At 67.3% G+C, this 12,660-nt stretch carries 13 protein-coding genes; 9 read left to right on the top strand and 4 right to left on the bottom strand.

The genetic code is table 11. The features are described 5' to 3' along the window. The first annotated feature begins 45 nt into the window (after positions 1-45). Positions 46-1,347 carry a geranylgeranyl reductase family protein gene (locus ACIGKQ_RS14150; protein ID WP_235723436.1) on the top strand — a complete coding sequence of 434 codons (1,302 nt, stop codon included), beginning with the start codon at positions 46-48 and terminating at the stop codon, positions 1,345-1,347. 246 nt (positions 1,348-1,593) lie between these two features. Next, complete coding sequence (locus ACIGKQ_RS14145; protein ID WP_396574137.1) at positions 1,594-2,565, top strand: oxygenase MpaB family protein; 972 nt, start codon at positions 1,594-1,596, stop codon at positions 2,563-2,565. On the opposite strand, the gene ACIGKQ_RS14140 is transcribed toward ACIGKQ_RS14145, so the two are convergent. Beyond that, complete coding sequence (locus ACIGKQ_RS14140) at positions 2,547-3,245, bottom strand: demethylmenaquinone methyltransferase (protein WP_396574135.1); 699 nt, start codon at positions 3,243-3,245, stop codon at positions 2,547-2,549. The two genes, ACIGKQ_RS14145 and ACIGKQ_RS14140, sit on opposite strands and share 19 nt — an antisense overlap. A gap of 24 nt (positions 3,246-3,269) precedes the next feature. After that, positions 3,270-4,412, bottom strand: coding sequence for a glycosyltransferase family 4 protein (locus ACIGKQ_RS14135; RefSeq protein WP_396574133.1), 1,143 nt, complete (start codon positions 4,410-4,412; stop codon positions 3,270-3,272). A 126-nt stretch (positions 4,413-4,538) separates the two neighbouring features. Between ACIGKQ_RS14135 and ACIGKQ_RS14130 the strand changes: the two genes are divergently transcribed. Then, positions 4,539-5,147 carry a Type 1 glutamine amidotransferase-like domain-containing protein gene (locus tag ACIGKQ_RS14130; protein ID WP_396574131.1) on the top strand — a complete coding sequence of 203 codons (609 nt, stop codon included), beginning with the start codon at positions 4,539-4,541 and terminating at the stop codon, positions 5,145-5,147. On the opposite strand, the gene ACIGKQ_RS14125 is transcribed toward ACIGKQ_RS14130, so the two are convergent. Beyond that, positions 5,099-5,605 carry a DUF3592 domain-containing protein gene (locus ACIGKQ_RS14125; protein ID WP_396574129.1) on the bottom strand — a complete coding sequence of 169 codons (507 nt, stop codon included), beginning with the start codon at positions 5,603-5,605 and terminating at the stop codon, positions 5,099-5,101. The genes ACIGKQ_RS14130 and ACIGKQ_RS14125 overlap by 49 nt on opposite strands. 101 nt (positions 5,606-5,706) lie before the next feature. Here ACIGKQ_RS14125 and ACIGKQ_RS14120 point away from each other — a divergent pair, with 101 nt between their 5' ends. From ACIGKQ_RS14120 to ACIGKQ_RS14110, 3 genes are all read left to right on the top strand, one after another. Next, entirely contained in the window at positions 5,707-6,651 is a 945-nt protein-coding gene (locus ACIGKQ_RS14120) for a hypothetical protein (RefSeq protein ID WP_396574127.1), read from the top strand. Between the two features lie 142 nt (positions 6,652-6,793). Beyond that, entirely contained in the window at positions 6,794-7,204 is a 411-nt protein-coding gene (locus ACIGKQ_RS14115; protein ID WP_235726321.1) for a hypothetical protein, read from the top strand. Positions 7,205-7,232: 28 nt separating this feature from the next. After that, entirely contained in the window at positions 7,233-7,574 is a 342-nt protein-coding gene (locus tag ACIGKQ_RS14110; protein WP_396574125.1) for a hypothetical protein, read from the top strand. Positions 7,575-7,646: 72 nt separating this feature from the next. On the opposite strand, the gene menD is transcribed toward ACIGKQ_RS14110, so the two are convergent. After that, a complete protein-coding gene (gene menD, locus ACIGKQ_RS14105; protein WP_396574123.1) occupies positions 7,647-9,311 on the bottom strand; it encodes a 2-succinyl-5-enolpyruvyl-6-hydroxy-3-cyclohexene-1-carboxylic-acid synthase in 1,665 nt (554 codons plus the stop codon). An 84-nt stretch (positions 9,312-9,395) separates the two neighbouring features. On the opposite strand from menD, the gene ACIGKQ_RS14100 reads away from it, so the two are divergent. From ACIGKQ_RS14100 to ACIGKQ_RS14090, 3 genes are all read left to right on the top strand, one after another. Beyond that, positions 9,396-10,031: a class I SAM-dependent methyltransferase gene (locus ACIGKQ_RS14100; RefSeq protein WP_396574121.1), complete on the top strand. Its 636-nt coding sequence runs from the start codon at positions 9,396-9,398 to the stop codon at positions 10,029-10,031. 111 nt (positions 10,032-10,142) lie between these two features. After that, on the top strand, positions 10,143-11,234 hold the full coding sequence (locus ACIGKQ_RS14095) for an AbrB family transcriptional regulator (protein ID WP_396574119.1): 1,092 nt from the start codon (positions 10,143-10,145) through the stop codon (positions 11,232-11,234). 124 nt (positions 11,235-11,358) lie between these two features. Then, positions 11,359-12,630 (top strand): saccharopine dehydrogenase family protein, encoded by a 1,272-nt coding sequence (locus tag ACIGKQ_RS14090; protein ID WP_396574117.1) that lies wholly within the window; start codon positions 11,359-11,361, stop codon positions 12,628-12,630. Positions 12,631-12,660: the final 30 nt, after the last annotated feature.

Here is a 12,660-nt window from a genome sequence, read left to right as displayed (position 1 = left end):
GTGCTGCCGAGCCTAGTCGTTGTGGCGGCCCGACATACTGGTCGGGTGAGTAGCGACGACTCCCCACCGCTCGATGCCCGGCACACGGTTCCCGAGCGCACCGACGTCCTCGTCGTCGGCGCAGGTCCGGGCGGTTCCGCGGCCGCAGCGTATGCCGCGGCCGCCGGTCGCGACGTGGTGCTGCTTGATGCTGCGACGTTCCCGCGCGACAAGACCTGCGGCGACGGTCTCACCCCGCGCGCGGTGGCCGAACTCGGTCACCTCGGTCTTGGAGATTTCCTCACCCATCGCCCGCGTATCGACGGACTCGCGCTGCACGGGTGGGGCGCCCACCAGTTGGTCCGATGGCCCTCGGGCCGGTTCCCCGCCTACGGCAGTGCCGTGTCGCGGATGGAGCTCGACGACGCCATCCGCGCTCTCGCGGTATCCCGCGGAGCGCGAATGGTGCAGGGCGCCAAGGCCGTCGACGTGACAATGACCGGTGACCGGATCGCCGAGGTCGTCGTCGAGGGCGAGTCCGGCCGGACGCCGATCACGGTGGATGAGGTGATCGTCGCCGACGGGGTGCGGTCGGGCTTGGGCAAGAAACTCGGCCGTGAGTGGCATCGGGAGACCGCCTACGGCGTCGCCGCCCGCGCGTATGTGCCGTCGAGTCGCGCCGACGATCACTGGATGGGTTCGCACCTGGAACTACGCGGTCCCGACGGCGATCTGCTCCCCGGCTACGGCTGGGTGTTCCCGCTCGGCGACGTCGCGCCCGGCCCGCTGCCGCTGTCGGGCGGGCTGCTCAACGTCGGTGTCGGCGCGCTGGCCACCGCGAAGCGTCCGGCACACATGGCGCTGCGCCCGATCCTGGAGCACTACGCGGCGATGGTCGGCGACGAGTGGGCCATCACCGGCACCCCGCAGTTACTCACCTCCGCGTTGCTGCCGATGGGCGGAGCCGTCACCGGCATTGCCGGACCGAACTGGATGCTCATCGGAGACGCCGCGGCCTGCGTGAACCCGCTCAACGGGGAAGGCATCGATTACGCGCTGGAGACCGGCCGGCTGGCCGTCGAGCTCCTCGCCGACTCCACCGACCACACCACCCGATGGCGCGACCTGTTGGTGGAGCACTACGGTCTGGCCTTCTCCGCCGCCCGCCGCCTGGCCGGGCTGCTCACCATGCCGCAGACCGTGCCGGCCCTCGGCCGCCCCGGCATCCGGTCGGCCCGGCTGATGTCGATGGTCGTGCGGGTGATGGGCAACCTCATCACCCCCGACGACGCCGACCTCGTCGCGCGCGCCTGGCGCACCGCCGGCCGGGTCTCCACCCGCATCGACGACCGCCCGCCGTTCAGCTGAGCCGGTCCCGTCGCCGTCCCCACCGCCGACCGAGCACACGACAACCACACCGAGAAACCACACCACCCGCTGATCGAGCACACGACAACCACACCGAGAAACCACACCACCTGCTGATCGAGCACACGACAACCACGCCGAGAAACCACACCACCTGCTGATCGAGTAGGCGACGAGCGCAGCGAGGAGCCGTATCGAGATCACGCCACCCGCATTTGGAACAAAATGAATGATATGTTTCAACGCATGTCCAACGCCCTGCAGCGCACGCGTGACGCCATCCAGAACCGGGCGGCCGCCCGCTACCGCCACCGCGGCGAGATCGCACGCGTCGACGACCCGGTCGCCATCACCCGCATGCTTGGCACCCAAGAGTTCCCGTGGGGTATCACCCAGGCGCTGAGCTTCGCACTGTTCCGGACGTACGCGGTGCCGTCGATCGGCGAATTGCTCTACGCCACCGGACAGTTCACCGAACAGACGCAGAAACGCTACGACGACACCGTGCTGCTGCTCGACGCCCCGATCGAGCACGGCTTCGACAGCCCCGCCGGCCGCGCGGGTATTCGGCGGATCAATCAGATGCACGCGATGTACGACATCTCCAACGACGACATGCTCTACGTGCTGTCGACGTTCGTGGTGTGCCCGGTGCAGTGGGTCAACAATTACGAATGGCGCAGGCTCACCGACCACGAGATCGACGGCCTCACCAACTATTACCGCCGACTCGGCAAGCACATGGCCATCAAGGACATCCCGGAGACCTACGCGGATTTCGAACGCTTCTACGAGGACTACGAGCGACGCCATTTCGCGTTCAGCCCGAAGTCGCTCGCCGTGGCCGACGCGACCCTGGATCTGTTGGGCACCTTCCTGCCCTACCGACTGTTGCCGCGTGCCGTGGTGCGCCGGATGTCGTTCGCGCTCATGGATGATCGGCTACTCGAGGCGTTCGGCTACCCGAAGCCCACGGCGCTCGAACGTAATGCTGTGCGCGGTGGACTGAGAGCACGCGGCCTGGCGATCCGGTTCGGCGCGCGACCTCGTTCCGAACCGCTGTACGGTCGGGAGATGACGCAGGTGTGCGGCTATCCGCGCGGATACCGAATCGAGGAGTTGGGCACGTTTGCCCCGGGATGTCCGGTGCCGCACGGGTTGTCGGCGGCGGCGACCGTCGACCCGCAAGTCACGAAGGGTCAGAGCACCGCCGAATGAATCGCCGCGATACCGCCGGTCAGATTCTGCCACGCCACGTCGGTGAAACCGGCCATCCGGATCAATGCCGCCAAATGCGGCTGGTCCGGCCATGCCCGAATCGATTCTGCGAGATAGACATACGCGGCCGGGTTGCTGGACACCTTGGTTGCAACGGCGGGCAGCGCCTTCATCAGATACTCCATGTAGACCGTGCGGAAGGCACGGAAGGTGGGAGTCGAGAACTCGCAGATCACCAGCCGCCCACCGGGTTTGAGTACCCGCCGCAACTCCGATAACGCCGTCGGCACATCGTGCACATTGCGCAGGCCGAACGAAATCGTTGCCGCGTCGAATGATTCGTCGGCGAAAGGCAGCGACATCGCATCGGCGGCCACCTTCGGGACGTCGCGGTGCGCACCGGCCTTCAGCATGCCCAGGGAGAAATCGGCCGCAATGCAGTGCGCCCCCGACGTCCCGAGTTCGACGGTCGACACCGCGGTCCCGGCGGCCAGGTCGAGCACGATGTCGCCGGGTCGCAGGTCCAGGGCCTTGCGGGTCTTGCGCCGCCAGCCGCGGTCCTGGCCGAACGAGAGGACGGTGTTGGTGCGGTCGTAGCGCTTCGCTACGCCGTCGAACATCGCGGCGACCTCGGCCGGATCCTTGTCCAGAGTTGCGCGATCCTGCGAGCCGGATTCCATGGGGACCACGCTACCCGGCGGGACTCAACCTGCGAGGGTCCGCACCTCGTCGAGTCCGGTCACCGCGCGGTAGTGACCCAGCAGTTCGTCGCACACCGCCGGCCAGGTCCGCGCCCGCACCGCGCTCAGCGCGGCCCGACCCATCTCCGCCCGCAACGTCGCGTCCCGCAGGACATCGATCACCGCCGGCAGCCGCTCGGTGAACTGGTCGGGCGGCAGCAGATAACCGGTGCGGAACTGCGACACCAGGTCGCGCGGCCCGCCTGCATCGGGGCCCACCACCGGCAGGCCGCTGGCCATGGCCTCCTGGATGGTCTGGCAGAACGTCTCGTGCTCACCCGCGTGGGTGAAGACGTCGAAACTCGCATAAGCCCTGGCCAGCGCGGCGCCGCGCAGCTCCCCGGTGAACACCGCGTTGGGCATCAGCGTCGCCAGCCGGGACCGTTCGGGCCCGTCGCCGACGACGACCAGTTGCACGGACGGATCGTGGGCCACGGCGGCGAGTCGTTCCACGTGTTTCTCCGGCGCCAATCGTCCGACGAACCCGACGACGAGCCGACCGCCGCCGGCCCAGGCCGCGCGGAGGTCGGGGTCGGTGTGCGCCGGATCGAACTGTTCGATGTCGACACCCCTACCCCACCGGAACAACCGCGGAACACCCCGCTGGCCAAGGTCTTTCATCGTCTCGGTGGACGGCGCCAGGGTACGGTCGCACATCTCGTGCAGCCGGCGGGTGTAGCGCCAGGCCAAGCGTGAGGTGATGGCCAGGCCGTAGCTGGCGGCGAACCCGGCCACGTCGGTCTGGAACACTGCCACGGTCGGGACATCGAGCCGGCGCGCGGCGACGGCACCGGCCGCGCCGATCACGAACGGCGACGCCAGGTGCACCACGTCGGGCTCGACGTCACGCAACGCCCGGTACAGCGCCGGGGTGGGCACACCGATCGGCAGCGACGTCACCTTGGGCACCATCACCGACGGCACCAGGTGCACCGGGGTGCTGCGGCCCACCATCCGCGGCGCCGACAGCTCGCCACGCGGTGTGTCCGGCGCGATCACCACGACATGGTGTCCGGTGCGTTCGAGGTGGTCGACCACCCGCAGGACGGAATTGACGACTCCGTTCATCTGCGGCAGGAAACTCTCGGCGACGATCGCGACCCGCATGCCGCCATCCTCCGCCCGGCGTCTTGCGCGGTTGGTCCGAACACGTGACCACGTCCCGAAGATCGGGTGAACGCATCCGACACGGCGCCCTCGGTTGTTTCCCCGGGCGTCGGGCACACTTCAGACGTGGCCGACCTGTTGTTGCTCAGTCGCTGGCTGGGTGCCGTTCCCGAATTCGTCACCGGCCGCGGTGGCGCGCGGATCGGGTTCATCCCCACCGCGTCGTCGATCTACCCCGACCGCGCCTGGGTGGACCTCGACCGCAGGACGCTGCGCGAGCAGGGGTTCACCGTCACCGACATCGAACTCGAAATCCTGTCCGCATCGGAGACCGCGGCCGCGCTCGACGATGTGGACGCCGTCTTCGTCTCCGGCGGCAACGTGTTCCACCTGCTCTCCGTCCTGCGCCGCACCGGTGTCGACCGCCTGCTCACCGACCGAGTCCGCGCCGGGATGCTGTATCTGGGTGCCAGCGCCGGGGCCTGCGTCGTCGGCGCCGACATCGAACCGCTCGGCCTGCTCGACGATCCAACCGAAGCACCAGATCTCACGTCGACGACGGGCCTGGGCTGGATCGACGAGGTGATCGTGCCGCACGCCGACGGCATCGTGTCCGGCCGCGCAGTCGTCGACGAGCTGCGCATCCGTTACGGCAGCCGGTTCACGTTGCGGATGCTCGCCGACGATCAGGCGTTGCTGGTCTCGGGTTCCGAACGTTCGGTCATCTCGTCCTGATCCGGCTCGTCGTGATCGGACTCGGCCCGGGCGCGCCGAGCGTTGCGCCGCCGGTTGATCTCGGCAAGCAACACCATCACCGCACCCACGATCAGCCAACCGACGACGATGATCGACAGCGCCGGGACGATGGCCAAAGTCCAGCTGCGGCCTGCGGGCCGCGCCAGGTCGGGGTTGGTGACGTCGTACTCGACGCTGATCCGCTGGCCCTGCGTCAGCTCGGTGGGATACAGCAGGCCGAGGCGGGGGCTGTGGAAGTCGCCGTCCGGGGTTTGGAAATTGACTGCGGCGTGCAGCCGGTCGGCGGAGACGACGTCGGCCATCACCGTCGCCATGTTCTCGTCGATCTGTGCGTCATTGCGGTGACACCCGGCGACCAGCACCAACGCCATCGTGGTGACCACCATGCCCAACAGCACCAAGACGTACTGGGTGCGGCGCAGGATGGTCGGGTTCACGAATGACAGACTAATGGTTGTGATCAGCAGCGACGTACACTGCGTGGGGAATCGCAGGGTCGTTCGATTCCAGACATCTGATATGACGCCGGGGAAAAGTCATGGTCACGTTTGCTGAGCTCCGCGATGCTCGACCCAACCTACGGGAGTCTGCTGCTGACGACATCCTCGACGTCAGCAAACAGGCGGAACGCACGGCAGACAACATTCATGCCAACGGCGTCGATCCGTTGGTGGATCACTGGCCAGATCACACCGGCACGCTAGCCCGCGATTCCTTGGCGAGCTGCGCCAATAGAATGGTCAACGCCGGAATCTTGGCGCGCGGGGTTGCGACAGCACTCGACACTCTGGAAGACGCGATCGGTATCGCCCAACGAATGCTGGTGTCTGCGACCACCTTCGCTACCTCCAGAAATCTCACCGTAGATGAGAACGGCACGGTCGCTGTTCCCGATGACACTTCGGCCGAAGACTACTACCGCGCGATTTTATGGCGAGACGAGGCTCAGTCCATGATCGACGACGCTGTCGAGGCTGCTTCTCAGGCGGACCGGTCGTGTCTCGACGCGATCACCGCATGTAGCGTCGACCCGGATTCCGTGTCATCGGACACTGCTCGCGAGAAACAGGCGCAAGCGGTGCAGGCAGCCTTGAAGGAGATGCGAAACCTGTTGCCGGACGGCCAACCGCCAGAGGAAGTGCGGCGCTGGTGGGCAGGGCTGACACCTGAGCAGCAGCTGCAACTTAAACGCGCGGTGCCGGTTGGGCTCGCCGATCTTGATGGCCTATCAAAGGACGTCAAACGCGAACTTACCGACAGCGGCCGCGGGTACGACCCGGTAGAGACAGTTCGGTTTGCCATCGCAAACGCTGACAACGACGAGCTAGACATCTTTGGTTTAATTCTGACGCCCAGCGGGAGTTCTTCCTCAGTAACGGCGGGCAAACAGTCGGCTTGGATCAGGCGATGCCCGGAGACGTCGTCTATTTCAACTATGCGCAGCCACATGAATCAGGCGACTTCAGCCACCACGCAGCGGTAGTGACAGGAGTGCTGCCAGACGGTCAGGTGCTGTACACCCAGCACACCCCCGGTGCAGCAAATTACAGCGTGCAGGATCGACTCCCGATGATCGAACAGGGCGAGGGCGCGCAAACGATCACGATCGTCAGGCCAAAGGAGACATGGTGACCCTGCATCACGACCGAACCAAGAGCTCACGAGTGGTTATGCTGCCAGCTGCTGCAACGGCCCTGATCTTCATTGCAGCGGCGCTCGCCAGTATTGTTGTGCTACAACACGAACGCGACATTTGGGTGGAGCAGGCCGTGAAGGCTGGTTGTCGCGACCTCCAACCGCTTCCGTCGGCAACACTTTTCGGGGGACTGGCAATCGTTCTCTCGATACTTGCGTGTGCGGCGATCGTGGCCGGGTGGACACGGAGTTCTCCACCGACATGGCTGGTTCTGATCACACTGGCCATGCTCGTCGTCGCCGCTGGGTTGGCGCTGTATGGCATTGTGACCGTCATCGATGCACCGTCTTCGCCCTACCACGGAGTTGATGGGAGCGGGCTTCCGTGCGGCAGCGGCTAGCGATGACAGCAAGTACGGAAGGCAGGAGATGACCGACCGAATCGACATCAATCCATCTGGTGTCAAGAACGCTGGCGCCATCATCGAAAATGAAGCCGGTGAGGCACGTGCTGGGCTGTTAGCACTATTCGACTCTGCCCAACCGGCGGCCGACGGAAATGACGGCTTCGCCACGGGGCCTGCGCTCGTGGCGTTCGCCAACAGCATGCGGTCGGAACTCGACTCGACAATCAACGAACTGCAGTCGACTGGCCAGCGTATCGTCGCAGCTGCCAACCGGATCGAGAGCACCGACGACGCCACTGCCGAGGGGATCAGCCGCATTGCGACATCCTTGAACGGACTTGGCAATCAGCCCTTGCCAGGTTGACGCCTCCCAACACCGGCGCCGCCGCAGTTTCTCGCCGCCGTCCTGCTCCCTACCGCAACCGTGCCGCGGCAACTAACGCAACCGCGCGGCGATCGCCGCGTGCACGGCACGCAGGTGATCGCGGTCGGTGGGGACCTCGATCACTTCCACACCACCCGCGGGCGCGTCCTCGGCCAGCACCGACGACAGCTCGCCGATCGACACCCGCCGGTGCGGCACGTGGAATCCGGCGCACAAGGATGCCAGGTCGGCGGAATGCGGCGTGCCGAAGACCCGCTCGTAGGCACCCGAATAGGCGCCTGTGTTGTAGCGCGGATCGCCCTGCTCGAGCAGACCGAAAATGCCGCCGCCGTCATCGTTGGCGACGACGATCCGCAACGAGGACGGCCGCGGCTCGCCCGGTCCGATGACCAGACCGGTGGCGTCGTGAATGAAGGTGAGGTCCCCCATTAGCGCGATGGTGTGCGCACCCGGCGACGACCGGTCCAGCGCGAGCGCCGCACCGATGGCCGTCGAGTTGGTGCCGTCGATCCCGGCGACGCCCCGGTTGGACAGCACGCGCACCCCGTCGGTCACCCGGCCGGCCAGCGCGACGTCTCGGATGGGGTTGCTGGCGCCGACGACGAGCTGATCGCCGGGCCGCATCGCCGCACTCACCACCCGCGCGACATGCAGTCCGGTGGTGGCGGCCGGGTCGTCGAGCATGCCGTCGAGTTCCGCGTCGACCGCCCCCAGCACCCGTTCCTGCACGTCGGCGCACTCCTTGAGCCACTCCTCGCGCGGCTCGCCGGTCGGCTGCACGCGGGTGCCGGTGGCGTAGACGTTGCCGGACACATCGGGCCAACGTGGGCCGGTGGTGAGTGCGTACACCGTCACATTCGGGTCGGCCAGCAGCCGCGACACCCCGCGATGCAGCGTCGGCCGCCCACAGATGATCGCCTGCCGCGGACGGACGGAATCCAGTGCCAACGGGTGCAGAGGCGTGTCGGCATGCGGCGCGGTCGGTTCGGCGACGGTCGGAATGCCGGCGAGCGCCGGATGCACACCCGAGCCGTGCCCGGAGACCACCACCGTGTCCAACGAGAGGTCGATGGGCAGCGGGACGTCGAGCTTGCCGACGGGCGCCTGCGTCCACGGCAGGCCGTCGGGCCGCCCGGCGAAGGCACCCAGATCATCGTCGGTGGCGTCCGGGACGAGCGGTTCGCGCAGCGGGATGTCGAACTGCACCGGGCCCGCGTTGCCGGTGCGCGCACCGCGCGCCGCCGCGAGCACACGGCCGACGGCCGAGCGCCACTGACTGTTGGTGTCGAGATCCTGTTCGGCCAGACCGAGGCTGATGGCCGCACGCACCTGGGTGCCGAAGATGCCGAACTGTTCGACTGTCTGGTTCGCGCCCGAACCCAGCAGCTCGTAAGGCCGGTTGGCGCTGACCACCACCAGCGGCACGCGGGCGTAATTGGCCTCGAACACCGCCGGACCCATGTTTGCCACCGCGGTGCCGCTGGTCATCACGATCGGTACGGGCTGCCCCGACGACACCGCCAATCCGAGCGCCAAGAACCCCGCCGACCGTTCGTCGATTCGCACATGCAGCCGAAGTCGACCCGCGACGTCGGCCGCGTGCAGGGCGAACGCCAACGGGGCGTTACGCGAACCCGGGCACAGCACGGCCTCGGTCACGCCGCAGCGGATCATCTCGTCGACGATCACACGCGCCTGCAGAGTCGAGGGATTCATCCCTCCAGCCTAGGACGACACCCGATCTCCTACGCACGGCGTAAGGACATGGTGCCCGTCACGTCATCGGCGCACCATGGAGTCATGGGCTTCTACGAGGACAGAATCCTGCCGTACCTGATCAACATCACCTGCGGCATGAAGGACACCCTGCCGCTGCGCAGCCGCACCTGCGCGGGCTTGTCGGGAGAAGTGGTCGAGCTCGGCTTCGGCTCGGGCCTCAACGTGCCGTTCTATCCGGAAGCCGTCACGCGGGTCGCGGCGATCGAACCATCCAACACCGGGTGGAAGATCGCCGCCGACCGCGTCGACGCCTCGCCCGTGCCGATCGAACGGGCCGGACTCGACGGTCAACGACTCCCCTTCGACGACGACACCTTCGACGCGGCCCTGAGCACCTACACCCTGTGCACCATCCCCGATCTCGCCGCCGCACTCGCCGAGGTCAAGCGCGTCGTGAAGGACGGCGGCACCCTGCACTTCCTCGAGCACGGCAACGCTCCCGACGAGTCGGTCCGTAAGTGGCAGCGACGACTCGAGCCGATCCAGAAACGCGTCGCCGGCGGTTGCCACCTCACCCGCGACATCCCGGCCGCCCTGCGCGACGCCGGCCTCACCATCACCACCCTGGACACCTTCTACGAGGAACACACCCCCAAACCGATGGCAGCGATGAGTCTCGGCGTCGCGCAGATACCGCTGGTCGATCTCGATACGTAACTCACTTCGTTCGTTACTACTCGATCCAAGGAGTAGCCGAGGAGCCTGCGACGAGGCGTATCCGCCGGATCGAGCTCGTCGAGATCGAGACCACCCCATATCCTCGACCGAGTGCGTCGTTGGATACTGCTGGCCGTCCTGACCGCAGCCGCGACGCATCTTCTCGAACTTCTCGATGTGGACGCCGCGGCGTTGTTCGCGGCGCTCGTCGTCGCCGGGATGCTGGCGATCGCCGGATTCGCGCCACCGTTGCGCAGGTCGCGTGACACCACCGACGACGACCCGGAAGACACCGATCCACCGGCCATCCCGCGGCCGATCATGCACACCGCCCAGGGTGTGCTCGGTGTGTTCATCGGCACCATGGCCGAGCCCGAGACGCTGTCGGGACTCGGGTCGTCGTGGTTCCCGGTGCTGGTGATCGGCCTCGGCACACTCGCGCTGTCGGTGGCCGGTGGCGCGATGTTGGGCCTGCACCGCCTCGTCGACCCGCTCACCGGTTCGCTGGCGCTCGCCGCAGGTGGGGCGTCCGGGCTCGTCGCATTGACCCGCGAGTTCGGCGGCGACGAACGCATGGTCGCGGTGATCCAGTACCTGCGGGTCGCGCTGGTCACCATCACCATCCCGCTGGTGGCCTCGCTGGTGTTCGACGCACAGTCGACGGCGGTGCACGAGGCGCCGCCGAGCGCCACCGATCAGGGGTGGGGCCTCGTACTGCTGGCGGTGTGCTTGGGTATCGGCATCCCCGTCGGACGACTGGTCCGGCTGCCCGCGGCTGGGCTCCTCGGTCCGATGGCGCTGGCCACCGTCGCCGAACTCACCGGCCTGGCCGGCGACGCCGCGGTCTCCACGATCCTGCTCACCGTCGCCTACGCGATCATCGGCTGGCAGGCCGGCCTCGGCTTCACGATGGACCGCCTACGGGCCATCGGCCGAGTGCTGCCGGCCGCGTTGGTGCTGATCCTCGCGATCGGCGTCGGCTGCGCGCTGCTGGGAGTGCTGCTGTCGGTGTGGACCGGCGAGTCGATGTTCGACTGCTACCTAGCCACCACCCCGGGCGGCATCTACGCGGTGCTCGCCGCGGCGACCGCCGCCGGCGGCAACGTCGCGTTCGTGGTGGCCGCGCAGATCCTGCGGGTGTTGCTGATGCTGTTCGTCGCCCCGTTCGCGGCCCGCGCAGCCGCCCGACGACTCGCCTCGTGAGTTACAGCTGCAGTCTCAGCGGTCACCCGAGACAATAGTTGTCGCGGGCGGTTGCCGGCACCGCAGTGAGATACGCGCCGGTCGGCCCTCGACCCGTTCCGGTCGGCTGTCTAGAGTCGAGACCATGAACGGGGAGCCCAATTCGACCAGTGCCCGCGAGTTCGATGTCGTCGTGTTCGGTGCGACCGGCTTCGTCGGCGAACTCACCGCCCGCTATCTGGCCGAGCACGCGCCGCGCGGCACCAAGGTGGCGCTGGCCGGCCGGTCGGAGACCAAACTGGCCGCCACCCGCAAGCGACTGCCCGCACGCGCCCACGACTGGTCGCTGATCGTCGCGGACTCGTCGTCGCCGAGTTCGCTCGATGCGATGGTCGCCCGCACCCGCGTGGTGTGCACCACCGTCGGTCCCTACCTGCGCTACGGCGAGGCGCTCGTGGTGGCCGCCGCGAGCGCCGGCACCGACTACGTGGATCTCACCGGCGAGGCGCCGTTCGTGCACTACTCCATCAACAAGGCACACGAGACCGCACAGGCCACCGGCGCGCGGATCGTGCACTCCTGCGGCTTCGATTCCGTGCCGTCGGATCTCGGCGTGTACCTGCTGTACAAGAAGATCGCCGACGACAACGCCGGTGAACTCACCGACACCACCTTCATCGTCCGGTCGTTCAAGGGTGGGATCTCCGGCGGCACTTTCGATTCGGTGCGGGTGATGGCCGAGGAGTCGCGCAACGCCGAGACACGGCGACTCGTGCTCAACCCGCATTCGCTGTCCGGCGAGCCCGGCAACACGCCGCGCCCGACGATCTCGTCGGAGCCCAGCGACATGTCGATGATGAGCGCCAAAAAGGTCGATCCGTCATTGCGTGGCACGTTGGCGCCGTTCTTCATGGCGGCGTCGAACACGCGCATCGTGCGCCGCTCCAACGCCCTGCTCGACGACGCCTACGGCAAAGACTTCCACTACGCGGAGACGATGGCGGTCGGGTCGGTTCCCGGGGTGTCCACCGCGGTTGCCGGCGTCGTCGCCGTCGGCACCGGAGCCTTTCTCGGCGCCATGAGTTTCGGACCGACCCGCAAGCTCCTCGACCGGCTACTGCCCAAGCCCGGCGAAGGCCCCAGCGAGAAGGTGCGCGAGAAGGGCTCATTCGTCACCGAGACCTACACGACCACCACCACCGGCCGCCGCTATCGGTCGGTGATGAAGATGAAGGGCGACCCCGGCTACAAGGCGACCGCGGTGATGCTCGGCGAGAGTGCCCTGTCGCTGGCGCTCGAGCGGGACCGCTTGTCGAGCCTGACCGGCGTCCTGACGCCTGCCGCCGCAATGGGTGACGTCCTGACCAACCGACTCCGCGACGCCGGCGCGACCCTCGAGGCCGTCGAACTCACCTGAGCCGCCCACAGACAGCCACCCCATTTCTCG

It is taken from the genome of Gordonia sp. NPDC062954, from assembly GCF_044543825.1.
In the GTDB taxonomy this organism is placed as follows: Bacteria; Actinomycetota; Actinomycetes; order Mycobacteriales; family Mycobacteriaceae; genus Gordonia; species Gordonia tangerina.
This window is presented reverse-complemented; position numbering and strand designations above follow the sequence as displayed.